Source organism: Novosphingobium sp. UBA1939 (genome assembly GCF_002336885.1).
Lineage (GTDB): Bacteria > Pseudomonadota > Alphaproteobacteria > Sphingomonadales > Sphingomonadaceae > Novosphingobium.
On sequence record NZ_DDFB01000109.1, the window covers coordinates 123,978 to 150,285 of the forward strand.

Annotated in this window: 24 protein-coding genes and 1 pseudogene (1 of these 25 running past the window's edge); 17 read left to right on the forward strand and 8 right to left on the reverse strand. The window is 67.3% G+C overall.

Going from position 1 to position 26,308, the window contains the following annotated elements:
- Nucleotides 1-39 precede the first annotated feature (39 nt).
- The 7 genes from ahpF to B3547_RS14180 all read left to right on the forward strand — a co-directional run bounded on the left by ahpF (nt 40) and on the right by B3547_RS14180 (nt 9,668).
- Nucleotides 40-1,590, forward strand: a complete 1,551-nt coding sequence (gene ahpF / locus B3547_RS14150) for an alkyl hydroperoxide reductase subunit F (protein WP_292964184.1) — start codon at nt 40-42, stop codon at nt 1,588-1,590.
- Between the two features lie 225 nt (nt 1,591-1,815).
- On the forward strand, nt 1,816-3,285 hold the full coding sequence (locus B3547_RS14155) for an ATP-binding protein (protein ID WP_292964155.1): 1,470 nt from the start codon (nt 1,816-1,818) through the stop codon (nt 3,283-3,285).
- Between the two features lie 226 nt (nt 3,286-3,511).
- On the forward strand, nt 3,512-3,973 hold the full coding sequence (locus B3547_RS14160; protein WP_124809755.1) for a MarR family winged helix-turn-helix transcriptional regulator: 462 nt from the start codon (nt 3,512-3,514) through the stop codon (nt 3,971-3,973).
- A 147-nt stretch (nt 3,974-4,120) separates the two neighbouring features.
- The gene (locus B3547_RS14165; protein ID WP_124809756.1) at nt 4,121-4,510 is read left to right on the forward strand and encodes a c-type cytochrome; all 390 of its coding nucleotides are present in this window, start codon (nt 4,121-4,123) and stop codon (nt 4,508-4,510) included.
- Between the two features lie 148 nt (nt 4,511-4,658).
- Complete coding sequence (locus tag B3547_RS14170; RefSeq protein ID WP_292964156.1) at nt 4,659-8,282, forward strand: hydantoinase B/oxoprolinase family protein; 3,624 nt, start codon at nt 4,659-4,661, stop codon at nt 8,280-8,282.
- Nucleotides 8,283-8,338: 56 nt separating this feature from the next.
- Nucleotides 8,339-8,773 carry an RrF2 family transcriptional regulator gene (locus tag B3547_RS14175; protein WP_124809758.1) on the forward strand — a complete coding sequence of 145 codons (435 nt, stop codon included), beginning with the start codon at nt 8,339-8,341 and terminating at the stop codon, nt 8,771-8,773.
- An 85-nt stretch (nt 8,774-8,858) separates the two neighbouring features.
- Nucleotides 8,859-9,668, forward strand: coding sequence for an outer membrane protein assembly factor BamD (locus tag B3547_RS14180; RefSeq protein ID WP_124809759.1), 810 nt, complete (start codon nt 8,859-8,861; stop codon nt 9,666-9,668).
- A gap of 39 nt (nt 9,669-9,707) precedes the next feature.
- Here B3547_RS14180 and B3547_RS14185 read toward each other — a convergent pair whose 3' ends face one another.
- From B3547_RS14185 to B3547_RS14195, 3 genes are all read right to left on the reverse strand, one after another.
- Entirely contained in the window at nt 9,708-10,514 is an 807-nt protein-coding gene (locus B3547_RS14185; protein ID WP_292964157.1) for an enoyl-CoA hydratase/isomerase family protein, read from the reverse strand.
- A gap of 100 nt (nt 10,515-10,614) precedes the next feature.
- On the reverse strand, nt 10,615-11,676 hold the full coding sequence (locus B3547_RS14190) for a glycosyltransferase family 4 protein (protein WP_292964158.1): 1,062 nt from the start codon (nt 11,674-11,676) through the stop codon (nt 10,615-10,617).
- Nucleotides 11,673-12,593 carry a UDP-2,3-diacylglucosamine diphosphatase gene (locus B3547_RS14195; protein ID WP_292964159.1) on the reverse strand — a complete coding sequence of 307 codons (921 nt, stop codon included), beginning with the start codon at nt 12,591-12,593 and terminating at the stop codon, nt 11,673-11,675. Before B3547_RS14195 ends, B3547_RS14190 begins: the two co-directional genes overlap by 4 nt.
- A gap of 141 nt (nt 12,594-12,734) precedes the next feature.
- Between B3547_RS14195 and recN the strand changes: the two genes are divergently transcribed.
- The 6 genes from recN to B3547_RS14225 all read left to right on the forward strand — a co-directional run bounded on the left by recN (nt 12,735) and on the right by B3547_RS14225 (nt 18,684).
- Nucleotides 12,735-14,441, forward strand: a complete 1,707-nt coding sequence (recN, locus tag B3547_RS14200; RefSeq protein ID WP_292964160.1) for a DNA repair protein RecN — start codon at nt 12,735-12,737, stop codon at nt 14,439-14,441.
- A complete protein-coding gene (locus B3547_RS14205) occupies nt 14,441-14,845 on the forward strand; it encodes a putative quinol monooxygenase (RefSeq protein ID WP_292964161.1) in 405 nt (134 codons plus the stop codon). Before recN ends, B3547_RS14205 begins: the two co-directional genes overlap by 1 nt.
- Entirely contained in the window at nt 14,842-15,525 is a 684-nt protein-coding gene (locus B3547_RS14210) for a GNAT family N-acetyltransferase (protein WP_292964163.1), read from the forward strand. The genes B3547_RS14205 and B3547_RS14210 overlap by 4 nt, the downstream gene beginning before the upstream one ends.
- On the forward strand, nt 15,522-17,561 hold the full coding sequence (ligA, locus tag B3547_RS14215) for an NAD-dependent DNA ligase LigA (RefSeq protein WP_292964165.1): 2,040 nt from the start codon (nt 15,522-15,524) through the stop codon (nt 17,559-17,561). The genes B3547_RS14210 and ligA overlap by 4 nt, the downstream gene beginning before the upstream one ends.
- A 5-nt stretch (nt 17,562-17,566) precedes the next feature.
- A complete protein-coding gene (locus B3547_RS14220) occupies nt 17,567-18,193 on the forward strand; it encodes a LysE family translocator (protein ID WP_124809766.1) in 627 nt (208 codons plus the stop codon).
- Entirely contained in the window at nt 18,190-18,684 is a 495-nt protein-coding gene (locus tag B3547_RS14225) for a CinA family protein (RefSeq protein ID WP_292964168.1), read from the forward strand. Before B3547_RS14220 ends, B3547_RS14225 begins: the two co-directional genes overlap by 4 nt.
- A 1-nt stretch (nt 18,685) precedes the next feature.
- Here B3547_RS14225 and B3547_RS14230 read toward each other — a convergent pair whose 3' ends face one another.
- The 3 genes from B3547_RS14230 to B3547_RS14240 are packed head-to-tail and all read right to left on the reverse strand — an operon-like array spanning nt 18,686 to nt 21,247.
- Nucleotides 18,686-19,642, reverse strand: coding sequence for a 50S ribosomal protein L11 methyltransferase (locus B3547_RS14230; protein ID WP_292964169.1), 957 nt, complete (start codon nt 19,640-19,642; stop codon nt 18,686-18,688).
- Nucleotides 19,639-20,544 (reverse strand): subclass B3 metallo-beta-lactamase, encoded by a 906-nt coding sequence (gene bla / locus B3547_RS14235; protein ID WP_125955212.1) that lies wholly within the window; start codon nt 20,542-20,544, stop codon nt 19,639-19,641. The genes B3547_RS14230 and bla overlap by 4 nt, the downstream gene beginning before the upstream one ends.
- The gene (locus tag B3547_RS14240; protein ID WP_292964170.1) at nt 20,534-21,247 is read right to left on the reverse strand and encodes an SDR family NAD(P)-dependent oxidoreductase; all 714 of its coding nucleotides are present in this window, start codon (nt 21,245-21,247) and stop codon (nt 20,534-20,536) included. The genes bla and B3547_RS14240 overlap by 11 nt, the downstream gene beginning before the upstream one ends.
- A gap of 163 nt (nt 21,248-21,410) precedes the next feature.
- On the opposite strand from B3547_RS14240, the gene sdhC reads away from it, so the two are divergent.
- From sdhC to sdhA, 3 genes and pseudogenes are all read left to right on the forward strand, one after another.
- Nucleotides 21,411-21,836, forward strand: coding sequence for a succinate dehydrogenase, cytochrome b556 subunit (gene sdhC, locus B3547_RS14245; protein WP_292964171.1), 426 nt, complete (start codon nt 21,411-21,413; stop codon nt 21,834-21,836).
- 35 nt (nt 21,837-21,871) lie between these two features.
- Nucleotides 21,872-22,255, forward strand: a complete 384-nt coding sequence (sdhD, locus tag B3547_RS14250) for a succinate dehydrogenase, hydrophobic membrane anchor protein (protein ID WP_124809771.1) — start codon at nt 21,872-21,874, stop codon at nt 22,253-22,255.
- A 3-nt stretch (nt 22,256-22,258) separates the two neighbouring features.
- Nucleotides 22,259-24,033 (forward strand): annotated as a pseudogene (gene sdhA, locus B3547_RS14255) (succinate dehydrogenase flavoprotein subunit).
- 74 nt (nt 24,034-24,107) lie between these two features.
- Here the strand turns inward: sdhA and B3547_RS14260 are convergent.
- Nucleotides 24,108-24,767 carry a hypothetical protein gene (locus B3547_RS14260; protein ID WP_292964172.1) on the reverse strand — a complete coding sequence of 220 codons (660 nt, stop codon included), beginning with the start codon at nt 24,765-24,767 and terminating at the stop codon, nt 24,108-24,110.
- A gap of 59 nt (nt 24,768-24,826) precedes the next feature.
- Nucleotides 24,827-25,720 carry a KPN_02809 family neutral zinc metallopeptidase gene (locus B3547_RS14265; protein WP_292964174.1) on the reverse strand — a complete coding sequence of 298 codons (894 nt, stop codon included), beginning with the start codon at nt 25,718-25,720 and terminating at the stop codon, nt 24,827-24,829.
- Nucleotides 25,721-26,301: 581 nt separating this feature from the next.
- On the opposite strand from B3547_RS14265, the gene B3547_RS14270 reads away from it, so the two are divergent.
- On the forward strand, nt 26,302-26,308 hold the start of the coding sequence (locus tag B3547_RS14270) for a M28 family metallopeptidase (protein ID WP_292964176.1). 1,064 nt of this gene lie beyond the right edge of the window; 7 of the gene's 1,071 nt are visible here — the first part of the coding sequence; the start codon lies at nt 26,302-26,304; the stop codon falls past the right edge of the window.

Genomic DNA, 26,308 nt, shown 5'->3' on the forward strand with positions numbered 1-26,308 from the left:
GGCGATGCATCCACCTGTCTGAAGAGAACCGCCATGCCTATTCTCGATGCCGCTACCACTGGCCAGTTGAAAGCCTATCTCGGCAACCTGCGCCGCCCGATCGAGTTGGTCGCCAGCCTGGATGACAGTGCCAAGTCGGCCGAAACGCGCAGCCTCGTCGAGGAAATCGCCGCGCAGTCCGACAAGGTGACCGCCCGCTTCGACGGCACGGATGCGCGCAAGCCCTCGTTCGCGATCCGCGCCGACGAAGGCAGGGCGGAAGCGGTCTTCGCCGGCCTGCCGATGGGGCACGAGTTCACCTCACTGATCCTGGCGCTGCTGCACGTGGGCGGCCATCCGCCGAAGGAAGATGCCGGACTGCTCGATCAGGTGCGCGGGCTGGAAGGGCCGCTGCACTTCGAGACGTTCTTCTCGCTGACCTGCCAGAACTGCCCCGATGTGGTGCAGGCGCTGAACATCTTGGCCGCGCTCAACCCGAACGTGACGCACGTCGCGATCGACGGCGCCGTGTTCCAGGACGAGGTGGAACGCCGCAAGATCATGGCCGTGCCGACCGTGTTCCTCAACGGCGAACCGTTCGGATCGGGGCGCATGGACCTGGCGCAGATCGTGGCGAAGCTCGATACCGGTTCGGCGGCGCGGGCAGCGGAAAAGATCGCCGCCAAGGAGCCGTTCGACGTGCTGGTCGTCGGCGGCGGTCCCGCCGGCGCGGCGGCGGCGATCTATGCAGCCCGCAAGGGCATCCGCACGGGTGTCATCGCCGAACGCTTCGGCGGGCAAGTGCTTGATACCATGGCGATCGAGAACTTCATCTCGGTGCCGCACACCGAAGGGCCGAAGCTGGCCGCGCATCTCGAACAACACGTCAAGGAATACGACGTGGACGTGATGAACGTGCAAAAGGCGGTGAAGCTGGTGCCCCCGCTCAATGGCGGGCTGGCCGAGGTGCAGCTTGAAAGCGGCGCCAGCCTGAAGGCGAAGACGGTCATCCTGTCGACCGGCGCGCGCTGGCGGCAGATGGGCGTGCCCGGCGAGGACGAATACCGCAACAAGGGCGTCGCCTATTGCCCGCACTGCGATGGCCCGCTGTTCAAGGGTAAGCGCACGGCGGTGATCGGCGGCGGCAACTCCGGCGTGGAAGCGGCGATTGACCTTGCTGGGATCGTCGCCCATGTCACGCTGATCGAGTTCGACAGCCAGTTGCGCGCCGACGCGGTGCTTCAGGCCAAGCTGAACAGCCTGCCCAACGTGACCGTGATCACCTCGGCCCTGACCACCGAAGTGCTGGGCAATGGCGACAAGGTGACCGGCCTCAAGTACCGCGATCGCAAGTCCGAGGAAGTTCACGAAATCGTGCTGGAAGGCATCTTCGTGCAGATAGGCCTTGTCCCCAACACCGAATGGCTCGACCATTCGGTGGCGCTGACCAACCGCGGCGAGATCGAGATCGACGCGCGTGGCGAGACCAGCGCAGCGGGCGTGTTCGCGGCGGGTGACGCGACGACCGTGCCTTACAAGCAGATCGTTATCGCCATGGGCGAAGGTTCGAAGGCGGCGCTTTCCGCGTTCGATTACCTGATCCGGCATTGATGGAAGCCGTCGTTATGGTGAATGCAAACCGTCGTCCCAGCGAACGCTGGGACCTCGGGCGGCAGGGTTCCACCTAACGACGGTTTTCCTGCAAAGGCCTGAGGTCCCAGCGTTCGCTGGAACGACGTGTGAGGGAAGGGGGCGTGCAAGCAAGGCACCCACCTTTCTACAGCAAATCGCCCCATCGGCCTTGCCGACTCAGGTCCGCCCGGCCACAGCCACGGCGTGAGCGCATCCATCATCATCGGCGCCGACCGGTCCGGCGCCCCTGTCCGGATCGACGTGGAGGAACTGCTGGCGACCCGCCTGCTCGTGCAGGGCAATTCCGGGTCCGGCAAGTCGCACCTGCTGCGCCGGATGCTGGAGGAAAGCGCCGCGCTGGTCCAGCAGGTGGTGATCGATCCGGAAGGCGATTTCGTCTCGCTGGCCGAGCCGTTCGGGCATGTCGTGGTCGATGGATCGGCTTACGATCAGGCCGAGATCGCCAAGCTCGCCGCACGCATCCGCAAGCATCGTGCCTCGGTGATCCTGGCGCTCGACGGGCTGGAACTGGAAGCGCAGATGCGGTGTGCGGCGGTGTTCCTCAACACGCTGTTCGATGCGCCGCGCGACGAATGGTATCCCGCGCTGGTGGTGGTGGACGAGGCGCAGATGTTCGCCCCCGCGGCTGCGGGCGACGTGACCGATGAAGTGCGCCGCCTGTCGCTGGCGGCGATGACCAACCTCATGTGCCGGGGCCGCAAGCGCGGCCTGGCCGGAGTGATCGCCACGCAGCGGCTGGCCAAGCTGGCCAAGAACGTCGCCGCCGAGGCTTCCAACTTCCTGATGGGGCGCACGTTCCTGGATATCGACATGGCGCGCGCGGCCGATCTGCTGGGCATGGAGCGGCGCCAGGCCGAACAGATCCGCGATCTGGAGCGGGGGCACTTCCTGGGGCTTGGCCCCGCGATCTGCCGCCGCCCGGTGGGGGTGCGGATCGGTGAGGTGCAGACCCGTGCGCGCAACGTGGTGCAGGGGTTGATGCCGCTGCCTTCGGCTTCCGGGCAGGACATGGAATCGCTGCTGCTGGCCGAACCGCTGGCAATGGAAGCCCTGCCGCGCGCGCCCGAACCGGAGGCCGAGCCGGTCGAAAGCGGCGAACTGCTCGAACGGATCGAGGGCTATGTGCCGGCCGCGGATCAGGTCGATCCGCCCGCCGAACCCAGCCTGTTCGCGCAAGAGGAAACCGCCGCCGACGTCGCCGCGATCCTGGCTGACATGGCGCTGGAGCCGGACTGCACGTTTCAGCCCGCGGCGCAGCTTTTCCAGGATTTCACCGTGCGCTGCCGGATGCAGCGGCTGGGCGACACGGGCATCGATCTGGCGGCGTTCCGGCGGCGTTTCGCGATGGCGGTGGCCGGCATTGCCGACGATAGCGAGCCGCGCTGGCAGGAAGTGTTGCGCATCGGGCGCGACGTGTCCGACGACCTGCTCGCCCCGTTCCTGGTGCTGGCGCGCGCGGCGGCGGAGGGCACACCATGCCCCGACGACGACAAGCTGGCCGAAGTCTATGGCACCCGTTCGCCGGGGCGCATCCGCCGTCTGCTGGAACATCTCGAACGCAGCGGCCTGATCGTGGTTCGCACCGATTACGGTGGGCGTCGTTCCATCGGCATTCCGGAACTGGGCTTGACTACCGCGCCGATGGCAGCCTGACCCTTCCCTATCGCACGGTAGATGGGACAACGGTGTTTTCGGCATTCGCAAATGCATCCGGATCGTGCTGAAATGACGCGGATTTCGTCCTGTGGACCTGTGTGCGGCGCAAAAGGCTTTGCGTAAAACACTTCGTGACCCTAATGAAACGGCGGTTTTGTTCCGTATCGTTCGTTAAGGATGGCGCGGCTGGAAAGGTATCGGATCGTTGGCTTCGGAAGTGACCATGGCGTCGGGAACAGCGGCGGGGCTGCTGGTTGACGGGATGGACGCCATTCTGGGCGTCCATATCGGAACCGCCAATTCTCTGTTCATCTCGCGGCTGGAACGGCAGCTGGATGTCCTGAAGGTTACGCCCAAGCAGGTTGCCATCCTGTGGCTGACAAACGCCAATCCCGGCGTGAAGCAATCGGACCTTTCGCGCTTCTTCCAGATCGAACGGCCCACGGTTCACCAGTTCGTGCGGCAATTGACCAAGAACGGCTACGTGGTGAACGAGCCATCGAAGCTGGATCGTCGCGCCGGCGGGCTGTGGATCACCGAGGATGGTGAGCGGGTGCTGGAACAAGCGCGCGAGATCATTGCCGCGCACGAACGGGAACTGACTGCCTGCCTTTCGGAAGACGAACGCGCGGAACTGTTCCGTCTGATCATCAAGGTCTGCGCGTCGGCGCCAGCCAAGGACTGAGGACGGACTGCCCGCTTGCGAAGATCGCTGAATAGGGTTTAGGCAACGCAGCCAAGCCGCTGTATCCGTTCATGTGCGGGTCAGCCCCGCCGGGGCAGTTTGGCCACGAAGCTTGTTAGCCAAAAGGCATTTTTGGGGAGTGCGTTGATGAAGTTTGTTGCCGTGATGGCCGGTCTGGCCGCCGTTGGTATCGCCGCGTCGGCTGCATCGGCTGCTCCTTCCGGGCCTGCTGGTGACGCGGCGCGCGGTCGTACCGTGTTCGCCCGTTGCGCTGCCTGCCACGATCTCAATACCGGTGCCACGCGCCTGGGACCGTCGCTGAAAGGCATCGTCGGCCGCAAGTCCGCCGCAATGGCGAATTTCAACTATTCGGCGCAGATGAAGGCCAAGAACGTGACGTGGAACAAGACCACGCTCGATGCCTTCCTCACCTCGCCCACCCGTTACGTGCCGGGCACGCGCATGGCCTTTGCCGGCCTCCCCAATCCGCAGGATCGCGCGGACCTGATTGCCTATCTGCAACAGGCCGCGCGCTGATCCATCGAGGAATGCCTGAGCGGCCCGGTGCGTCAGCGCCGGGCCGCTTGCTTTTCTACCCGGTTTGGCTGGTTTGGGCGCGTGTCCCGACAGCGAACGATCGGACGGGGATAGTGCCAGCCGGATTTCAAGCGGCTAAGGCGGGCGCGTGACTGAAGACACTTGGCGATTCTGGGTCGATCGCGGCGGCACCTTCACCGATGTCGTGGCGATTGCTCCCGATGGCGCGTTGCACCGCGCGAAACTCCTGTCCGAAGATCCCGGCCGCTATGACGATGCGGCCGTCGAGGCGATGCGTCGGCTGACCGGCGCGCGCGCAGGGTTTGCCTTGCCCCGCGCCGAACTGCGCCTGGGCACGACCGTAGCCACCAACGCCTTGCTCGAACGCAAGGGCGAGCCGACGCTGCTGGCGATCACGCGCGGGTTTGGCGATGCCCTGCGCATCGGCACGCAGGAACGGCCCGACATCTTCGCGCGAAAAATCGATCTTCCGGCGCCCCTGTTCGCGCAAGCCGTGGAAATCGACGAGCGGGTCATGGCCGATGGCACGGTGCTGGCCGCGCTGGATGAAGATCGCGCCCGCGCCGCGCTGCAATCCGCGGTCGATCACGGGCTGCGTTCCATCGCGATCGTGCTGATGCATGGCTGGAAGTATCCCGCGCACGAGGCCGCGCTCGCCCGTATCGCGGCGGAGGTGGGGTTCGGGCAGATTTCGGTCAGCCATCGCGTGGCGCCGCTGATCAAGCTGATCGCGCGGGGGGACACGACAGTGGTCGATGCCTATCTCTCGCCTGTCCTGCGCCGCTATGTCGCTGGCCTCGAAGCGGGGCTGGGGCCGGCAGTCGCGGCGCTATACATGCAGTCGAGCGGGGGCCTTGCGGCCGGCGAGGCGTTCCACGGCAAGGACGCGGTGCTTTCCGGCCCGGCGGGGGGCATCGTCGGCATGGCGGCCACGGCGAAAGCGGCGGGTTTCGCACAAGTCGTGGGCTTCGACATGGGCGGCACCTCGACCGACGTTTCGTACTACGCCGGCAGCTACGAGCGCGAGGTCGAGGCGCGGGTGGCGGGATCGCGCATCCGCGCCCCGATGATGCGCATTCATACCGTGGCGGCGGGAGGCGGTTCGATCTGCCGGTTCGACGGTACGCGATTCCTGGTCGGTCCGGAATCGACCGGCGCGGTGCCGGGGCCGGCGTGTTACCGGCGCGGCGGCCCGCTTGCGGTCACCGACTGCAACCTGTTGCTGGGCAAGTTGCAGCCCGATCATTTCCCGCATGTGTTCGGGCCGGATGGCAACGAACCGCTCGGTCGCGACGCGGTGGAACGCCGCTTCGCCGAACTGACCGCGCACGTCCACGCGGCCATCGGGCGCGCGGTTTCGCCCGAGGAGGCGGCCGAAGGGTTCCTGCGCATTGCCGTTGCCAATATGGCCAACGCGATCAAGGCGATTTCCGTGCGGCGGGGCCATGACGTCACGCGCGCCACGCTGGCCTGCTTCGGCGGCGCGGGCGGGCAGCATGCCTGCCTGGTGGCGGATGCGCTGGGGATCGATACCGTGCAGTGCCATCCGCTGGCGAGCGTGCTTTCCGCCTATGGCATGGGCCTGGCCGACCGGCGCGCGGTGCGTGAGGCCACGCTGGGGTGCCTGCTGGATGCGGAGGGTGCGGACGCTATCGCCCACAAGGTCGGTCTGCTGGGGGACGCGGCGGAGGCGGAGCTGGTCGCCGGCGATGGCGGGCGGGCAACCTTGCGCCGCGAGGTGACGCTGCATCTGCGGCCGCAGGGGACCGAGAACACGATCGAGGTGGCCCATGCCCCGCTTGAGGCGATGCAAACCGCCTTCGCGGCGGACTGGCAGCACCGCTTCGGCTTCGCGCCCGAAGGGGCGATCGTGGCCGAGGCCGCACGGGTCGAGGCGGTGGCGGTCTCGCGCCATGCCAACGTGTCGGTGGCCGTGCTGCCCGAACGATCCGGGCCACCAGCGGGCACCGTCTCGATGTTCACCGGGGGCGAACGGCATGTTACGCCGCTCTACCGGCGCGAGGATCTGGCCTTCGGTTTCGCGGCAGACGGGCCGGCGCTGATCGTCGATCCGGTATCGACCACGGTGGTCGAGCCGGGCTGGCGCGTGGACGTCGATGCCATCGGCAATCTTATCCTGCGCCGGGCACAGCCGCGCGCGGTGGACCGTGCGGCGGATACCGCGCTCGATCCGGTGCGGCTGGAGATCATGAGCGGGCTGTTCATGGCCGTGGCCGAGGAAATGGGCGCGGCGCTCCAGCACAGCGCTTCGTCCGTCAACATTCGCGAGCGGCTCGATTTCTCCTGCGCGCTGTTCGACCGGGACGGCAGCCTGATCGCCAACGCGCCGCACATGCCGGTGCATCTGGGATCGATGGGCGAAAGCGTGCGCACCGTGCTGGCCCGGCGCGGGCAGGGGCGGGACGGGCGCGGGCTGCGCCCCGGCGATGCCTATGTCCTCAACGCGCCGTATGATGGCGGCACCCATCTGCCCGACGTGACGGTGGTGATGCCGGTGTTTGCCGAAGAGAGCGATGCGGCGCCGGCCTGGTTCGTTGCCGCGCGCGGCCATCACGCGGACATCGGCGGGATCGCGCCCGGATCGATGCCGCCGGGCAGCCGCACGCTGGACGAGGAGGGCGTGCTGCTCGACAACGTGCTTCTGGTGGACGAGGGGCAGTTGCGCGAGGCGGATCTGCGCGCGCGCCTATCGTCCGGGCGCTGGCCTTCGCGCAACGTGGACCAGAACATCGCGGACCTGAAGGCGCAGGTCGCGTCCTGCGCGCGGGGAGCCTCGGAGCTGCGGCGAATCGCCGCGGAGCAGGGCAGGGCGGTGGTCGATGCCTATATGGGCCACGTGCAGGATCACGCCGAGGCCGCCGTGCGCGCGCTGCTCGACCGGCTGGCCGACGGGCGCTTCACCTATGCGATGGACAACGGCGCGCAGGTCTCTGTCAGCGTGGCGATCGATCGCGCGGCCCGCCATGCCACGATCGATTTCACCGGCTCCAGCCCGCAACTGGGCGACAATTTCAACGCGCCGCTGCCGGTCGTGCGTGCCGCCGTGCTCTATGTGGTGCGCACGCTGATCGACGATGCGGTGCCGATGAACGAGGGGTGCCTGCGTCCGCTGACCGTGGTGGTGCCCCAAGGGTCGATGCTGCGCCCGCAAGCGCCCGCCGCCGTGGTGGCCGGGAATGTCGAGACCAGCCAGGTGGTGACCGACGCGCTGTTCGGCGCGCTGGGGGCGATGGCGGGCGCGCAGGGGACGATGAACAACTTCACCTTCGGCAATGCGCGCCACCAGTATTACGAGACGATCGCCGGCGGATCGGGCGCCGGGCCGGATTTCGACGGAACGGCGGTGGTGCAGACGCACATGACCAACAGCCGCCTGACCGATCCCGAAGTGCTGGAAACCCGCTTCCCGGTGCTGCTGGAGGAGTTTTCCATCCGACGCGGCTCGGGCGGGGCCGGCCATCATCGCGGTGGCGATGGCGCGGTGCGGAGAGTGCGCTTTCTCGAAGCGATGGAGGCGGGCATCCTGTCCAACCGCCGGATCGTGCCGCCGTTCGGCCTGCAGGGTGGCGCGGACGGACAAACCGGGAGCAACCGGATCGAGCGGGCGGACGGGCGTGTCGAACACCTGCCTGCCACCGCGTCTGCCGCCATGGAACCAGGTGACGTGTTCGTGATCGAGACGCCGGGCGGTGGCGGTTACGGTCCGCCGGACGAAGTTGTCGTGGATTAGGCAAGGTTTTCTACCGCTGCGATTGACTTTCGCGTGCGAGGCGGTTTTGTGTCTTCATGCTCTCGCAGAAGACGCGCTACACCATCAGGGCCTTGCAGCATCTTGCCGATACCTTCGGACAGGGGCCGGTGCGACTGGATGCGATTGCCGATGCGCAGAACATTCCGCGCAAGTTCCTGACCGTGATTCTGTCGGAAATGGCGCGCGAGGGAATCGTCGTTTCGCAGCGCGGGCGCGAAGGGGGATACGAACTGGCCTTGCCGCCGGTGGACATCCGCTACGGCGACATCATCCGCCTGACGCGCGGCAGTCTTGCGCTGGTGCCCTGCGCCAGCCGCAACGCGCACGAAACCTGCACGAACTGCCTGCCGGAGGCGGAATGCCGGCTGCGCGGCCTGATGCTTCAGTTGCGCGATGAAATGGCGGCGATGCTGGACCGGATCACGCTGGCCGATCCGATTCCGGTGATCCCGCCGTTCGAGGATGCGTGATCGCCAGGCGGTGCGGTTACATCCTGAAACCGGAGCATGCACAACTTCACTTGGCGTTCATGGGGGCGCTGGCTATAGGGCTGCCATGACGTTTATCGCCCATGGCCGCACCCCGCTGCGGATTGCCGTTCTCGCCGCCGCCACCGCCGCCCTTGGGCTGACCGCCGGTTGCGCCGGCGGCGCGCGTTCCAAGAAGGACGTGGCCTATGTCGCGCGGGACGTCGATACGCTCTATATGGCGGCCAAGGAACGGCTGGATCAGGGCAACGCCAAGCAGGCCGCGGCGCTGTTCGACGAAGTGGAGCGCCAGCATCCCTATTCGCCCTGGGCGCGCCGCGCGCAGCTGATGAGCGCGTTCAGCTACTACGCCGCGCGCGATTACGCCAAGGCGACGCAATCGGCTCAGCGCTTCCTGTCGATTCACCCCGGCAACAAGGACGCGCCCTACGCCTATTACCTGATCGCGCTGTGCTATTACGAACAGATCAGCGACGTGACGCGCGATCAGAAGATCACCTTGCAGGCGCAGACCGCGCTCAACGAAGTGATGCGCCGTTTCCCGAATACCGATTATGCCACCGATGCGCGGCTGAAGATGGACCTGGTGAACGATCACCTTGCCGGCAAGGAAATGGAGATCGGCCGCTTCTACCAGCGCAGCGGCAAGTGGCTGGCGGGCACCCTGCGGTTCCGCGTGGTGGTCGACAAGTATCAGCAGACCAGCCACACGCCCGAAGCGCTCTATCGCCTGGTCGAAAGCTATCTGGCCCTCGGCGTACCGGAAGAAGCGCAGAAGGCGGCGGCGGTGCTGGGCAACAACTATCCCGGCAGCGAATGGTATCAGAAGGCCTATCGCCTGATGAACAGCAAGGCCCCCGGCGCCAACGCGGCCTGATCGCGATCCGTAGCGGGTGAGCCCGCCCCGGAGCCTTGCTCAGTCCGGAACGTAGACCGGTTTGCGCTTTTCGAGGAAGGCGCGCAACCCTTCTGCGAAGTTCGGGCTGCTCGATGTCATGATCTGGTTGCGATTCTCGATCGCCATCGCCGCTTCGAGGCTGGGGGCATCGACCGCGAGGTTGAGCCCTTCCTTGGTCATGCGCAGGCCCTTCGGCGAAGCCATCAGCATTTCATCGACATAGCTCTGTGCCGCATCGGCCAGCCGTTCGTCCGGCACCACTTCCGAAACCAGCCCGGTCGCCAGCGCGCGTGGCGCGTGGATGAAGCGGCCGGTCAGCATGAGTTCGGACGCCACCGAAACGCCGACGAGGCGCGGCAGAAAATAGCTGACGCCCATGTCGCACGAGGACAGACCCAGGCGGATGAAGGCGGCGTTCATGCGCGCGCTTTCGCCAGCGATGCGAATGTCGGACGCCAGCGCAAAGGCGAAACCGCCGCCACAGGCCGCGCCCTGGACCAGCGCGATGATCGGCTGCGGACAGCGTCGCATCTTGACGTAGACATCCGCCAGATAGCCCTGGAAGCCGAAGCCGCCGCCAAAGGGAATGGCGGCGCGTTCGTCCTCGCTGCGCTCCTTGATGTCCAGCCCGGCGCAGAACGCCCGGCCAGCTCCGCGCATCACCACGATGCGCACGGAGCCATTGTTGTACAGCCCGCCGAAATAGGCGTTGAGTTCGCGCACCATCTCCAGCGAGATGGCGTTCATGGCCTCGGGCCGGTTCAGCGTGAGCCAGTCGACCGGCCCGCGGCTTTCGACAGTGATGGTGTTGTAGTGTTCCGCCATGAATTCGAATCCTCTCTGCGGTGAAGCGTAGAGGAAAGGGTGGGCATCATGGAAGAGGGGGGAGCGCGTCTTTAGAGCGCCCCCCCTTCCTGGGGATGCGTCAGGCGAAGGCGGGAACCTGTTGCTGGTGCGCCTCGGTCAGTGCCGTCAGGAACTGGTCGGTGGCCCGGTCCCAGCTGTAGCTTGCGCCATGGACAGCGGCACCCAGCCGGTCACAGCGCAGGGCGTCGGCGATGGCGTGGTCCAGATTGTCGCGCAGAGCGCCCACCCGCATGGGAAGGTCGCCGCCGGGGCCGTGGCCGTCCACTCCCACGATGTCGAGCGGACCCGGCACGGGGAAGGCCGCCACCGGCAGGCCGCAGGCCAGCGCTTCGATCATCACGAGGCCGAAGGTATCGGTACGGCTGGGGAACACGAAGACTTGCGCCGAGCAATAGGCCCGCGCCAGCTGCTCGCCCGCCAGCGCGCCCAGGAAGGTCGCTTCGGGGAAGGCTTCGCGCAGGCGGACGAGATCGGGTCCGTCGCCGACCACGACCTTGCTGCCGGGGAGCGTGCTGGTGAGGAAGGCTTCCAGGTTCTTCTCGATTGCCACGCGCCCGACGTAGAGCATCACCGGGCCGGGAAGCGCGGCCATTTCGGGCAGCGGATCGTGCTGCGGATGGAACAGCGAACGGTCGATCCCGCGCGACCACAGGCGCGCGCGGCCGATGCCCTGCGCCGCCAGTTCGCCCGCCAGCGTGGGCGTGGACACCAGCACGGCGCGCGAATGGTTGTGGAACCGGCGCATCACCGGCCAGAAGTGCGAGGCGTCCAGCCCGGTGCGCACGGCCGCATAGTCCGGGAAGCGGGTGTGGAACGCGGTGGTGAAGGGCGTGCCGGTGCTCTTGCACCAGCCGCGCGCGCTCCAGCCGATCGGGCCTTCGGTGGCGATATGGACGACATCGGGCGCGAAGTCCTTCAACGTGCGCCGCGTGCCGAAGCGCGGGGCCATCGCCAGCCGGATCTCGCTGTAGCCGGGCAGGGGCAGCGTGCGGAACTGGCTGGGCGTTATAAGCTCGACCTCGTGCCCGCGCGCATTCAGGCGATCCACCGTGGTGGACAGGGTGCGGACAACGCCGTTGACTTGCGGGTGCCAGGCATCGGTGCAGATCGCGATCCTCATGCCGGTTCCTCCTCGCGCGCGGTGGACGGGGCGGGATGCTTGCCTTGCTTCATCTCCGCCTCGCGCGTTTCCGCCGCCCAGTCGACGATGGAGATCGCGCCCTGGTGGTCTTCCACCAGCGCGGTGCAGCTTTCGACCCAGTCGCCATCGTTGTAGTAGGTCACATCGCCGATCTGGCGGATCTCGGCGCAGTGGATGTGGCCGCAGACCACACCGTCCACGCCCTGTTCGCGCGCCGCGTGCGCCACGGCTTCCTCGAAGTCGCAAACGAACTGGACCGCGTTCTTCACGCGTTTCTTGAGGTAGGCCGAAAGCGACCAGTAGGGCAGCTTGAACTGGCGGCGCAGCAGGTTGAACCAGCGGTTCGCGCGTAGCAGAAACTCGTAGGCCTTGTCGCCCAGGAACGCGAGCCAGCGGGCATAGAGCACCACGCCGTCAAAGCCGTCGCCATGGGTAACGAGCAGGCGACGCCCGTCGGCGGTGGTGTGGATCGCCTCCAGCGCCAGTTCCACGCCGCCGAAGCTCATACCGGCGTAAGGGCGCAGCATCTCGTCATGGTTGCCCGCGATCAGCACCACGCGCGTGCCGCGGTGCGCCATCTTGAGCACGCGGCGGATCACCTCGTTGTGGGCATCCGGCCAGTACCAACCCTTTTTCAGCCGCCAGCCATCGACAATGTCGCCGACCAGGTAGAGCGTTTCGCATTCGATGGAGGCCAGGAAATCCAGCAGCATCGCCGCGTTGCAGCCGCGCGTGCCCAGGTGGATGTCGGAAATCCATACCGTCCGGACCTTGCGCTTGGGCCGGAAGCCGCGTGGTTCGGGCAGGTCGAGCCACGCCGGAACGGAAGTGGCTAGTTCGGTGACCGTCTGGAACGTGGACCGGAACGCTGGCTTGGCTTGGCGTTGCTTGGGCATGGCCGTGCCTCCTTTGCGGTTGTTTTCAGCGAATCCCTTGCCCCAATCAGGTTGCGGGTGTGTGGCGCGGTGTCACAGGGCTGAAACAAGCCGTGAACGGATGGTGACGGCGCGTTTCCGAACGGCTAAGAACACTCGCCCATGCTGACCGGACTATCCATCCGCAACATCGTGCTGATCGAGGCACTGGACCTTGCGTTTCCAGGCGGACTCGGCGTGCTCACCGGCGAGACCGGCGCGGGCAAGTCGATCCTGCTCGATGCGCTGGGGCTCGTGCTGGGCGATCGGGCCGATGCCGGCCTTGTGCGCGCGGGCGAGGATCAGGCAAGCGTGACCGCCACGTTCGAGTTCGATCGCCTGCCCGATCCGATCCGCCATGCGCTGGCCGAAGCGGACGTGGAGATCGAACCGGGCGAACCGCTGATCGTTCGCCGGCGGCTGCGCGCGGCGAGCGGCGATGCCGGGACCGGAACTGGCGGGGGCAGCAAGGCGTTTATCAACGACCAGCCGGTGGGCGTGGCGCTGCTGCGCGAAATCGCGCCGGCGCTGGTCGAACTGCACGGGCAGCATGACGACCGGGGGTTGGTGAACGCACGCGGGCACCGCATGTTGCTGGATCGCTATGCCCGCGCCGATACCGGCGCCGTGGCGGCCGCCTGGGACAAGTGGCGCGGTGCCGAAACCGCGCTCGCGACCGCCAGGGCGCGGGTGGAAGCGGCGATGGCGGAGCAGGATCTGTTGCTCGCCCATCTTGCGGAACTAACCACGCTGGCGCCGGTGATCGGCGAGGAGGAAGACCTCGCGCTGCAGCGTGCGGCGATGCAGAAGGGCGAGCGGCTGTCCGGCGATCTCGCCGAATTACAGCATTTGTGGGCCGGGTCCGATTCCGCGCTGGCTTCGTTGCGCGCGGCGGCGCGGCGGCTCGATCGCATCGCGGCGGAGCATCCGCTGCTGGCCGAAGCGCTCGAGGCGCTGGACCGCGCCGTGATCGAGGCGAGCGAGGCGGAGGACAAGCTCTCGGCGGCGGCGGAAGCGCTGGCGCATGATCCGCAGGCGCTCGACCGGATCGAGACGCGGCTGTTCGACCTGCGCGGCGCGGCGCGCAAGCATGGCTGCACGCCCGATGAACTGCCCCACCGGATGCACGAGATGCGTCTGGCGCTCGATGCCATCGAAGGCGGCGAAGCGCAGATCGGCGCGTTGCAGCGCACGGCGCAGGAGGCGGGGCTGGACTATCGCGCCAAGGCCGAAGCGTTGTCCGTCACCCGAGCCGATGCCGCGCGCCGGCTGGACAAGGCGGTGGCCGCCGAACTGGTGCCGCTGAAGCTGGACGCCGCCCGGTTCCATACCGCCGTGATCCGCCTGCCCGAAGACCGCTGGGGGCCGGGGGGTATCGACGCGGTGGAATTCCTGATCGCGACCAACCCCGGCGCGGATTTCGCGCCGCTGGGCAAGATCGCCAGCGGCGGCGAGCTTTCGCGCTTTATCTTGGCGCTCAAGGTGGCGCTGGCGGAGGAAGGCGGCGCGGCGACGGTGATCTTCGACGAGATCGACCGGGGCGTGGGCGGCGCGGTTGCCAGCGCGATCGGCGAACGTCTGGCACGGCTGGCGCACAATAACGGCCGGGGCGGCGGACAGCTTCTGGCGGTCACGCACAGCCCGCAGGTCGCCGCGCGCGGCAACGCGCATTACCTGATCGCCAAGTCCAGCCAGGGCGTCGTGACGCGAACGTCCGTGGTGCTGCTGGACGCCGCTGGCCGGCAGGAGGAAATCGCGCGGATGCTGTCCGGCGCGGAGATCACCGCCGAAGCGCGGGCGCAGGCCGACCGGTTGCTGGAGCAGGCGTGATGTTCGTCAGCCGGCGCACGATGATCGGCGGTGCCGCCGCCGCCATGTTGCTGGCTGGCCGGGCGTGGGGAATGGAAGCGCATACCATGGAAGAAATCGACGAATCGCAGGTCTATGGCCTGATCGGGCAGATGAAGGCCGCGCCCGGCCGCCGTGACGAACTGATCGGCTATCTGATCGAGGGAAGCGCGGCCATGCCGGGCAATCTCGGCTATCGGGTGTGGAAGGACCGCGCGGATGCGGACGCGATCTGGATAACCGAAGTGTGGAAGGACGAAGCTTCGCACAAGGCGAGCCTGAAACTACCGCAAGTGCAGGAAGCCATCCGCAAGGCGCGGCCGATCATCGCGGGTTTTGGCGCGCGTGCCGAAGTGTCGCCCGTTGGCGGAGCGGCGCCGGAATGACGGCGCATCCGCTTGACCGGCCGGTGTGGAACTCGCTGCGCGGCCGTCTGTCCGCGCTTGCGTCCGGGGATGACGCCGTGGTCCGGATCGATCCGCGCTACGGGCCGTTCGCGGCCTGCGCTCCGGGGCGGAACGATGCGCTTGCCGGGGTGCTGGGGGAGGCCGGAGAGGAAATCTGGCTGGTGGAACCTGAACTGGTCGAACCCCCAGCGGGAATGGTGGTCATGCGCACCGCGCCCCTGCTCCAGATGGTGGCCGATAGTCCCCTGCCTGAGGCCGGGCACGATGACGGGATCACGGTGCTGGGGGCGAACGATGCTGCTGACATGGCGGCCATCGCTACCGCCACCGCGCCGGGGCCATGGGGCACGCTGACGCACCGCTATGGCACCTTTTACGGAATCCGGCGGGAAGGGCGGCTGATCGCCATGGCTGGCGAACGCTTCAAGCCCGCCGACGGTTTCGCCGAGTTGAGCGGGGTCTGCACGTATCCCGAATTTCGCGGGCAGGGGCTGGCGCGCCGGTTGATCCTGCGCGTGATGATGGGCTTTGCCGCGCGGGGAGAAACACCTTTCCTGCACACTTATGCGGCCAATGCTGGGGCGATCGCGCTTTATGAAACGCTTGGTTATCGGGCGCGGCGTGAACTGATGGTGACGGTGCTGGGGAAGGCCGCATGAGCGTGGAAGGCATGAGCGAGGCCGATGTCGCCAACGAACTGATGCGGCTGGCGCGCGCCATCAATCGCGCCAACAAGCTGTATCACGCCGAGGACGCGCCCGAGATTCCCGACGCGGAATACGATGCACTGGTGCGCCGCAATGCCGAACTGGAAGCGGCGTTTCCGCACCTGGTCCGCGCCGACAGCCCGACCAACGCGGTCGGGCACGAAGTCAGCGCTTCGCCCCTGTCCAAGGTGGCGCACGAGGTTCGCATGATGAGCCTCGACAACGCGTTCTCCGACGAGGAAGTCGCGGAATTCGTCGCGCGCGTGCGGCGCTTCCTGGCGCTGCCGGAGGACGCGGAAGTCGTGATGACCGCCGAGGACAAGATCGACGGGCTATCGTGTTCGCTACGCTACGAGAACGGGCATCTCGTCCGCGCCGCCACGCGCGGCGACGGGCAGGTGGGCGAGGACGTGACCGCCAATGTCGCGCATATCCGTGACATTCCTCAGGACCTGACGGGCGACGGGCTGTTCGACATCCCCGCCGTGTTCGAGATCCGCGGCGAGGTCTATATGGCCAAGGCCGATTTTCTCGCGCTCAATGCCGCACAGGCGGAGAAGGACGAGAAGATCTTCGCCAATCCGCGCAACGCTGCCGCCGGCTCGCTGCGCCAGAAGGATGCGAGCGTCACCGCCAGCCGGCCCCTGCGTTTCCTGGCCCACGGCTGGGGCGCGGCGAGCGCGGTGCCGGAACAGACGCAGTTCGCGATGATGAAGCGGATCGAGTGCTGGGGCGTGCCGGTTTCGCCGCTGCTGGTCCGTTGCGGCAGCACGGCCGAGATGCTGGCGCATTACCGCGCGATCCAGCAGGCCCGCGCGGACTTGCCCTATGACATCGATGGCGTGGTCTACAAGGTNNAGACCACGCTGGAGGCGATCGACATCCAGGTGGGCCGCACCGGCAAGCTGACCCCGGTGGGGCGGCTGAAGCCCGTGCTGGTCGGCGGCGTCACCGTCACCAACGTCACCCTGCATAACCGCGACGAGATCGGCCGGCTGGGCGTGCGCGTGGGTGATCGCGTGGTGCTGCAGCGCGCGGGCGACGTGATCCCGCAAGTGGTCGAGAACCTGTCGCGCGACGAGCCGCGCGAGCCTTATCACTTTCCCGATCACTGCCCCGAATGTGGCTCGGAAGCCGTTGCGGAGGAAGGCGAGGTCGATGTCCGGTGCACCGGGGGGCTGATCTGCCCGGCGCAGCGCACCGAACGGCTCCGGCACTTCGTCAGCCGCGCCGCGCTGGATATCGAGGGGCTGGGCGAGAAGACGATCGCGGAGTTCTTCGCGCTCGGCTGGCTGGAAAGCCCGGCCGACATCTATCGCCTGCGCCAGCGCCGCGACGAGATCGTTGGGCGCGAGGGCTGGAAGGACAAGTCTGTCGATAACCTGTTGATGGCGATCGAGGCCAAGCGCCAGCCCGACGCCTCGCGGCTGCTGTTCGGCCTGGGCATCCGCCACGTGGGCGCGGTGACCGCGCGCGACCTGCTGAAGCGGTTCGTGACGCTGCCGAAGCTGCGGGCGGTGGTGGAGCGGGCACATGCTCCCTTCGCGCCGGCGCAGCCGGACGCGGAAGCATCCGATGCCCTTTCGCCAGAAGTGCTCGAAGCGAGGGCCGAGTTGCTGTCCATCGATGGCGTGGGGCCGGTGGTGGTCGAGGCGCTGGGCGATTTCTTCCACGAACCGCACAACGTGGCGGTGTGGGACGATCTCCTGTCCGAAGTCTCGCCGCCAGACTATGTCGTGGAAACGAAGGACAGCGCCGTCGCCGGCAAGACCGTGGTCTTCACCGGCAAGCTGGAGACGATGAGCCGCGACGAGGCCAAGGCGCAGGCCGAGGCGCTGGGCGCGCGGGCGGCGGGGTCTGTGTCCGCCAAGACCGACCTGATCGTGGCCGGGCCGGGCGCGGGCAGCAAGCTGAAGAAGGCGGCCGAACTCGGCATAGAAGTCATCGACGAGGCGGCCTGGGCCGACATCGTCCGGAACGCGGGATAAGGATCATGGCCTGGCATACCTGGTGGCTCTATGCGGTCACCGTTTTCTTCGTGTCGGCCACGCCGGGGCCGAACATGCTGCACGTCATGGCGCGCAGCGTCGAACTGGGGCTGGCGCGGTCGTTCGCGGCGATGGCGGGGTGCTTCATCGCGGTGTTCGGCCTGCTGACGGCGTCTGCGCTGGGGCTGAGCGCGCTGCTGCTGGCGATTCCGGGCCTGTTCACCGTGCTGCGCTACGCCGGCGCGGCCTATCTCGTGTACCTCGGCTACCGGTCGTGGACGGCCGATGATGCCGCCATCGATATCGGCGAGGGCGAGGTCGATCGCGGCCTCTCGACCTGGCGCGTGTTCCGCACCGCTTTCGTCATCGGGATCAGCAATCCCAAAGCGCTGCTGTTTGCGGCGGCCTTCCTGCCGCAGTTCATCGATGCCACGCAGCCCAAGCTGCCGCAGTTCGGCGTAATGGTGCTGACGTTCTCGGTGATCGAGATTTCGTGGTACTTCGTCTATGCGCTGGGTGGACGGGGCATTGCCGGGTTCCTGACGCGGCCGGGACTGAAGAAGGCGTTCAACCGCCTGACGGGCAGCATCTTCGTGGCCTTCGGGTTGGCGCTGGTGGGATCGCGCGCGTGACGATCGAGGAACTTGCCGCGATCGGCGCCGAAGCGGGGGCGCTGCTGAAGGCGCGGGGCGAGACGCTGGCCGTGGTCGATGGCGCGACGGGCGGCTTGATGTCGGCCGGGCTGCTCGCCATGCCGGACGCTTCGGCGTTCTTCCTGGGCAGCGGCGTGGTCTATACGCTGAAAGGCCGGCGGATCGTGCTGGGGCACGAGCCCGGATCGCTGCGCGGGCTGACCTCGGCCACGGAAAGCTATGCGCTGGCGCAGGCGGACCTGATCCGCAAGCGCTATGGCGCGGACTGGGGGCTGGCCGAGACCGGCGCGGCGGGGCCGGGCACGCACCCGCTGGGCGTGCCGTCGGGCACAAGCGCCGTGGCCGTGGTCGGGCCGGGCGTTTCGGCGTCCGCCATGGTTTCGACCGGCAGCGAGGAGCGGCTGGCCAACATGACTGCTTTCGCCCGCGCGGGACTGATGCTGCTGCACGATACGCTGGCGGCGCGCTGAGCTACCAGCGCTTCGACCATTCGGGCAGCGCGCCTACGTGGCTTTTGCGCACCGCGCCACCCTGCCGGCGGCGCAGCCACAGGATCGACCAGTCGCCCCGCACCAGGCGCGCGGCAAGGCGCAGACCGGCACGGCGATAGGCGGCGCGCACCGCCGGTTCCTGCGTTTCGAGCAGACCGGCCAGCAGCACCGAGCCGCCGGGGGCGACCGCGCCGGCGAAGGCGGGGGCAAGTTCGGTCAATGGCCCCGCCAGGATATTGGCGATGAGCAGGTCATAAGGCGCGCTGGCGGCGAGCAGCGGGTGATCCATCCCGGCGGCGACGACCATGGTCAGCGCGCCGGAACCATCACCAATCGCCACGCCGTTGCCTTGCGCGTTCTCGAGCACCACCGGCGCGCAGACCGCATCGATATCGCTGGCGATGGTGCGCGCGGACGGCCACAGGTGCATCGCGGCGAAAGCGAGCAGGCCAGTGCCGGTCCCGATGTCGGCCAGATTGCGCACGATCGTCCCTTGCGCCTTCATGTGCGCCAGCATGGCGAGGCAGCCGGCGGTGGTGGCGTGCTGGCCGGTGCCGAAGGCCTGGCTGGCGGGAATCACGAAGTTGCGGATGCCCGGCTCCGCGCGCGGCGGATATTCGGGCGTGTGGACGTGGAACGGGCCTTCGTCGATCGGCTCGACCCCGGCCTGGCTCAGCGTGACCCAGTCCTCGTCCGGCAGTTTCTCGATCAGCAGATCGGGTTCGGCATCCGCGAACAGCGCGGTGATCGCCGCCTTGTCCGCGCGCCCCGGCTTGCGCGGAAGCCACGCTTCGAGCTGCCAGTCCTCGGGCTTGTCCTCGGCGATCTCGCTGCCGGCGATGACGATGTCGGCGTCCCAGTCGAACACGTCCTCGTGCGCGGTGAGCGCGGCCTGGATGACGGGACGCGGCGCGTAAACGGTGATTTTCCAGCTCATGGTCGTGGCGTCGTGTCCTTCAGGGCCTTGTTCAACCGATCCTGCGCCCCATCGACCAGCACACGGCAGGCGCCGGGATCGCGCAGCGGCGCTTGCCCGGCCATCCGTTCGATCAAATCGCTGGCCGACGGGTGCGGGGTGAGCAGGATGCCGCAATCCCACGCGCGCACGCGGGCGAAAGTGCGGCGGAACATGGCCACGCGATCAGGGTGATCCGCGAAGCGGTAGCTGCCCAGCGGCAGAGCGGTCAGGCTGTCGACATAGGTGAAGCGCTGGCAGCCGGCGTTGCCGCCGCAACTGGTCCAGCGCCAGCTGGTCGAACCTTCGGTATGGCCGGGCGTTGCCAGCGCGGTCAGCGCCAGCGGCCCCACGCGCAACACTTCGCCATCGCGCAGCACGCGATCGACGCGGACCGGCGCGAAGGGATCGATGTGGCCGGCCTGCGGATCGGCGGGGCTGGTCTTGCCGCTGGTCAACGCCGGCAGCCCCGCGCGCAGCGCCGCGATCTTCGCGCCGGTGGCGCGTTGCAGCGTGGCCAGGCCGCCGACATGGTCGAAATGCTCGTGGCTGGTCACGATCCAGCGGATCGTGCGCGGATCGACGCCGGCGGCGCGGATGTTGGCAAGGATCGAAGGCGCGGCCTGCTCGGTCACGGCATCGATCAGCACATTGCCCTGTGGCGATGTGAGCAGGATCGCGCTGACCGTGCAGGTGCCGACGTACCACACGTTGCCATAGATGCGCGCGGCGGGCGCGGGATCGGAAAAGCTGTCCTTGCCCTCGCAGGCGGACAGGATCGCCCGCGCCGCCACGGGATCGGCGGGCGCCGGCGCGGTGGCCGCATGGGCGGGGGGAGCGCCGGCTAGCAAAAGGGCGGCAAGGGCAAGCGCTTTAGCGGACATAGCTGGCTCCGTTGGCGTCGATCACCGCGCCGGTCATGCTGGGGGGCGCGTCGAGCGCGCAGAATACCGCGATGGCGGCGATTTCGTCGGGCGTGGCGACGCGGCCCAGCGGAATGTCCGCCAGCAGGCCGGAGCCGCCCCGGCTTGCGAGATAATCGCCCGCCATGGCCGTATCGGTGAAGCCCGGCGTGATCGCGTAGCTGAGGATGCCCTTCGCCGCATAGCCGCGCGCGATGGTCTTGTGCAGCGCCAGCATCCCGCCCTTGGCGGCGGCATAGTGCCAGTGCTCCGGCGAGTCTCCCCGATAGCCGGCGCGGCTGGCGATATGAACGATGCGCCCTGCCACGCCGCGCTCCAGCCAGTGCCGCACGGCGAAGCGCGATAGCTGCGCGGCGGACGTCAGGTTGATCCGCAGCGTATCCTCCCACCCGTCCAGCCAGGCGATGTCGGACCGGTCGAGCGGGTTCGCCTCGAACAGGCCGGCATTGTTGACCAGCACATCGATCGTGCCGCCCGCCTGGGCCAGGGCGGCCTGCCACAGCTGTTGCGGCGCGGAAGGGTCGGACAGGTCGGCGGCCAGCGTTCCAGAGCGGGGTGTGTTGCCATGCCGGATGGCGTGGGCTCCGCGCGCATCCAGGCTCTTGGCGATGGCTGCGCCGATGCCGCGCGACGATCCGGTGACGAGGACGTGGGGGAAGGTCATGAAGTTCCTCTTGCAGTCGGTTTCGTTGCGGTGCAACCGCGTCGGCGCCGAGCGGGGCGAATTGTACTTTGGTCCGCTTGCACAGGTCGGCATTTCGACTAATACCGAATCGCTTCCCGATCGCGGCCCAAAACGCGATCGCCAACCATTTTAGGGGGTTCACATGGCGCAGGCGCGCAGCAACCGGCCGATTTCGCCGCATCTCCAGATCTGGCGTTGGGGTCCGGCCATGCTGGTTTCGATCCTTCACCGCGTTACCGGCAATGGCCTGGCTTTTGCCGGTCTTGGCCTGCTGCTGTGGTGGGTTGGCGCGATCGCGAGCGGTCCCGAAGCCTATGCAAGCTTCCTGGGCTGGGTCTGGACCGGCACCGGCGGCGCGCCGCAATACGTGACCGCCATTCTCGGCAAGATCGTGTTCGTGGGCCTGACCTGGGCGTTCTTCCAGCACCTCGCCAGCGGCGTGCGCCACCTGATCCTCGATATCGGCGCCGGTTACGAACTGCACGCCAATGCGCGCTGGTCGGTTGTCACGCTGATCTTCTCGATCGCTTCCACCATCCTTTTCTGGGCTTTCCTGCTGCTGCGCTAAGCGCCGGCAGGGTCCATTCAAACGTCGGGGATACCATGGGTAACGGAACCTCAATCGGACGCGTCCGCGGGCTGGGCTCCAGCCATCAGGGCGCGCATCACTGGCTGCTCTCGCGTCTGACCGCGGTCGGCAACATCGTCCTCATCCCGTTCCTGCTGGCCAGCCTGGCGCTGCTGCCGGCCTACGATTATGCGACGGTCCATGCGTGGGCGGCGCGTCCGCTCTCGTCCACGGCGCTGATCCTGATCATGATCAACACGTTCTATCACGCGCGCCTTGGCGTGCAGGTGATGCTCGAGGACTACCTGCACGAGGATGCCGGCAAGTTCACCGCCTGGCTGCTCGTCAACCTCGTGCCTTTCGCCGGTGCCGCTTTTGGCATCCTTTCGGTTCTCCGCATCGCTCTCGGGGGCGCCTGATCCATGGCTTCTTCTGCTTCCACCCAGCCCGCCTACAAGATCATCGACCATACCTATGACACGGTCGTGGTCGGCGCGGGCGGTTCCGGCCTGCGCGCCACGATGGGCAGCGCCCAGGCGGGCCTGCGCACGGCCTGCATCACCAAGGTCTTCCCCACGCGCTCGCACACCGTGGCGGCGCAGGGCGGCATCGCCGCCTCGCTTCAGAACAACACGCCGGATCACTGGACCTGGCACATGTACGATACCGTCAAGGGATCGGACTGGCTGGGCGACCAGGACGCGATCGAATACATGGTGCGCGAAGCGCCGGCGGCGGTGTACGAGCTGGAGCACGCGGGCGTGCCGTTCAGCCGCAACAAGGACGGCACGATCTACCAGCGTCCGTTCGGCGGCCACATGCAGAACATGGGCGAAGGCCCGCCGGTGCAGCGCACCTGCGCGGCGGCGGACCGCACCGGCCACGCCATGCTCCACGCGCTGTACCAGCAATCGCTGAAGTACGACGCGGATTTCTTCATCGAATACTTCGCGATCGACCTGATCATGGAAAACGGCGAATGCCGTGGCGTGATCGCGATGTGCCTCGATGACGGCTCGATCCACCGCTTCCGCAGCCACGCGGTCGTGCTGGCGACGGGCGGCTACGGCCGTTGCTACTTCACCGCCACCTCGGCCCATACCTNNACATGGAATTCGTGCAGTTCCACCCCACCGGCATTTACGGCGCGGGCGTGCTCATCACCGAAGGCGCGCGCGGCGAGGGCGGCTACCTCACCAATTCCGAAGGCGAGCGCTTCATGGAGCGCTATGCCCCTTCGGCGAAGGACCTCGCCAGCCGCGACGTCGTTTCGCGCTCGATGGCTATGGAAATCCGCGAAGGCCGTGGCGTTGGCCCGCACAAGGACCACATCTACCTGCACCTCGATCACATCGATCAGAAGGTGCTGGCGGAACGCCTGCCGGGCATTACCGAAAGCGGCAAGATCTTCGCCGGCGTGGACCTGACGCGCCAGCCGCTGCCGGTCGTTCCCACGGTCCACTACAACATGGGCGGCATCCCGACGAACTACCACGGCGAAGTCGTGACGATCGGCGCCGACGGCAACCCCGAAACGGTCGTCCCCGGCCTGTTCGCGGTGGGTGAGGCGGCCTGCGTTTCGGTCCATGGCGCTAACCGCCTCGGCTCGAACTCGCTGATCGACCTCGTGGTGTTCGGCCGCGCCACCGGTCTGCGCCTTAAGGAACTGGTCAAGCCCGGCACCGCGCACAACTCGCTGCCCAAGGACAGCGCGGACCTCGCGCTGGGCCGCCTCGACCACTTCCGCAACGCCAAGGGTGGTTCGCCGACCGCGGAAATCCGCGTGGAGATGCAGCGCACGATGTCGGGCCACGCAGCGGTGTTCCGCACCGACGAACTGATGGCCGAAGGCAAGGTGAAGCTGGGCGAAACCTACCAGCGTATGCAGGACGTTAACGTGTCCGACCGTTCGCTGATCTGGAACTCGGACCTGATCGAGACGCTGGAACTCGACAACCTGATCGCGCAGGCGTCGGTCACCATGCACGGGGCCTACAACCGCAAGGAAAGCCGCGGCGCCCACGCGCACGAGGACTTCCCGAACCGCGACGACAAGAACTGGATGAAGCACACTGTCGCCTGGTTCGACGGCTGGGGCGGCCAGGGCGGCGGCGTGAAGCTGGATTACCGCCCGGTCCACGAATACACGCTGACCGACGATGTCGAGTACATCAAGCCCAAGGCCCGCGTGTACTGATCGATCTTCGCGGACACGCGAACAGCAAAAGACCCCCGGAGCGATCCGGGGGTCTTTTTGTATCGGCCGGAATGTTATCGTCGCCGCGGCGTGGGCTGGACGACTGCGCGCGATTCGTAGCGGGTGCCGTCCTTGCTCTCTTTCGTGTCGCGGCTTTCCGCCTTGCTGTTGCGGTCCTCGGCCTCGCGCGAGGCGGTCAGCCGGGCGACATCGGCGGCGCTGGCAGCATGGGCCGGATAGCGGCAGCCGCGCTGCTGTCCCACGCCCTTGATGAAGGCGCGACGGACGGAACCGGCATAGAGCGCGACCTGCCATTGGCGCTGGTTCTCGTTGGCGCCCGAAATCTCGCGGATGATGCCGCCGAACGGGATTAGCGATCCCACCACCGACTTGGCCAGCGATCCCACGGTGTTGCCGCGTTTTTCGCCCGCAGTCTTTTCCTCGACCACGTCGATGTCGTCGCCCAGCACGGCGTCGAGCCGGCGCACTTCGCCCTGCAGGTCGCTGCACCGGCGCAGGCCGGTCAGATCATAGGGCTTGTCGCGGGCGTTCAGAAGGATGGGCGGAATATCCTCCTTCTTGAGGTTCATGTCCGACAGTGGCTTGGTCACCACGTCGCCGGCGGTCACGTCCTTGGGGGCGACCGCCGTCTGTGCCGAACCGCCGGCCGGGATCAGGCCGACGGTGAGCGTGGCGCAAAGGGCCGCGAGGGAAACGAGGCTTTGTTTCGTCATCGGTAAACTCCCCGGTTTGGAGAGAATACGCCCATTGCCGCTTCGGGTTCCTTAGGGCCTCATTGCCGAAGGTCGGAGAAGGTGTCGCACTGGTCCTCGTCGGCGGTTTCGATGCCCTTGCGCAGCCAGGTCATGCGCTGCGCGGCGCTGCCATGGGTGAAGGCGGCTTCCACCGGACGACGCCCGGCCGCCTTCATCAGCGTATCGTCGCCGATCTGGTGCGCGGCCTTCAGCCCTTCCTCGATGTCGCCCGGCTCGATCCGGTCCTTGTTGAGCCCGGCCCAGACGCCGGCATAGCAATCGGCCTGCAATTCGAGCCGCACCGAGAGTTCGTTGGCGCGGGAAGGATTGCGCTGTTGCAGGCTGTGGACCTGATCCGACAGTCCAAGCAGGTTCTGGATGTGATGGCCATATTCGTGCGCCATCACGTAATCGCGCGCGAAATCGCCGCCCGCGTCCATCTGCTTGTCCATTTCGTTGTAGAAATCGGTGTCGATGTAGATGCCCTGGTCCGGCGGGCAGTAGAACGGCCCCATCGCGCTTTGCGCCGCGCCGCAGCCCGATTGGCCCTGCTGCGAATAGAACACCAGCTTCGGTGCGCGAAACGCGATCCCGGCCTTGTCGAAGCGCGGCTTCCACGTCTTGTTGAGCGAGGATAGCGCGTTGCAGCTTTCGCGGCTGAAGGGGTTGACGGAGCAGATTTCCTGCACGCTGGAGCCGCCGCCCGCCTGCGCCGGGCCGGCGGGAAGGCTCTGCTGCTCCTGGGTCTGCTGCTGGAGCGAGCCGAGCATCTGCGCCGGATCGGCGCCGAACACGAAGACCGCGATCAGCGCGATCACGATAGTGCCGCAGCCGAGCCGCCCGCCCGTGCCGCCGATGACGGGAAAGCCGCGACCGCCGCCGCCGCGCTGATCCTCCACGTTGATCGAATCGTCGAAGTCGTCGAGCCGCATCGTCTTGTCTGCCTGTCCTTTCCGGTCCCGGCTGCCGCTATGGCACAGAAAGGCCTGATCTGGCCAATACCGCGAACGAACCTGCCCAGCGGTGGTTCATCTTTTCAACCCAAAGGAGGAACTTGCGCCGGCTTCGGGCATTTGCCAGCACGGGTCTGCGTTGAAGCGTTTGGGGGCGTCGATGAGTCGTGTTGGCAGGCTTCGGCTGGTTCGGGCGACGGCGGTGGCCGTGGCCGGGCTGTCGCTGCTCAACGCCGCTTCGCCCGTGTCGCGGCGGGACACGCCGCTGGAAGCCGCGCTGCGCGGTCATGTGGTCACGCTATCCAGCGAGGAATTCGGCGGCCGCGAGCCGGGCACCGACGGCGAGACGAAGACGTTGCGCTATCTTGCCCGGCAATGGTTCGACATCGGGCTGGAATCGGGCACGAACAATCCTGGCAGTGCGTGGTTCGCCCCCGTGGAACTGGTGGAGCGCGTGCCGGCTGCCTCGCGCGTGGCGTTCCGCCGCGGGAAACAGCGCCTGGCGGTTTCGCAGGACGGAGCTTTCGTTGTCACGTCCGGCCTGCGCAGCCTGGTGGAGAATGCGCC

Bases quoted from the DNA above. Each gene is read 5' to 3' on its own strand.
- B3547_RS14210 (WP_292964163.1), top strand. From the start codon at position 14,842: ATGACGGCGCATCCGCTTGACCGGCCGGTGTGGAACTCGCTGCGCGGC.
- B3547_RS14260 (WP_292964172.1), bottom strand. From the start codon at position 24,767: ATGACGAAACAAAGCCTCGTTTCCCTCGCGGCCCTTTGCGCCACGCTC.
- bla (WP_125955212.1), bottom strand. From the start codon at position 20,544: ATGTCCGCTAAAGCGCTTGCCCTTGCCGCCCTTTTGCTAGCCGGCGCT.
- recN (WP_292964160.1), top strand. From the start codon at position 12,735: ATGCTGACCGGACTATCCATCCGCAACATCGTGCTGATCGAGGCACTG.
- B3547_RS14230 (WP_292964169.1), bottom strand. From the start codon at position 19,642: ATGAGCTGGAAAATCACCGTTTACGCGCCGCGTCCCGTCATCCAGGCC.
- B3547_RS14165 (WP_124809756.1), top strand. From the start codon at position 4,121: ATGAAGTTTGTTGCCGTGATGGCCGGTCTGGCCGCCGTTGGTATCGCC.
- B3547_RS14195 (WP_292964159.1), bottom strand. From the start codon at position 12,593: ATGCCCAAGCAACGCCAAGCCAAGCCAGCGTTCCGGTCCACGTTCCAG.
- B3547_RS14220 (WP_124809766.1), top strand. From the start codon at position 17,567: ATGGCCTGGCATACCTGGTGGCTCTATGCGGTCACCGTTTTCTTCGTG.
- B3547_RS14190 (WP_292964158.1), bottom strand. From the start codon at position 11,676: ATGAGGATCGCGATCTGCACCGATGCCTGGCACCCGCAAGTCAACGGC.
- B3547_RS14205 (WP_292964161.1), top strand. From the start codon at position 14,441: ATGTTCGTCAGCCGGCGCACGATGATCGGCGGTGCCGCCGCCGCCATG.
- sdhC (WP_292964171.1), top strand. From the start codon at position 21,411: ATGGCGCAGGCGCGCAGCAACCGGCCGATTTCGCCGCATCTCCAGATC.
- sdhD (WP_124809771.1), top strand. From the start codon at position 21,872: ATGGGTAACGGAACCTCAATCGGACGCGTCCGCGGGCTGGGCTCCAGC.
- B3547_RS14175 (WP_124809758.1), top strand. From the start codon at position 8,339: ATGCTCTCGCAGAAGACGCGCTACACCATCAGGGCCTTGCAGCATCTT.
- B3547_RS14160 (WP_124809755.1), top strand. From the start codon at position 3,512: ATGGCGTCGGGAACAGCGGCGGGGCTGCTGGTTGACGGGATGGACGCC.
- B3547_RS14180 (WP_124809759.1), top strand. From the start codon at position 8,859: ATGACGTTTATCGCCCATGGCCGCACCCCGCTGCGGATTGCCGTTCTC.
- B3547_RS14240 (WP_292964170.1), bottom strand. From the start codon at position 21,247: ATGACCTTCCCCCACGTCCTCGTCACCGGATCGTCGCGCGGCATCGGC.
- B3547_RS14185 (WP_292964157.1), bottom strand. From the start codon at position 10,514: ATGGCGGAACACTACAACACCATCACTGTCGAAAGCCGCGGGCCGGTC.
- B3547_RS14265 (WP_292964174.1), bottom strand. From the start codon at position 25,720: ATGCGGCTCGACGACTTCGACGATTCGATCAACGTGGAGGATCAGCGC.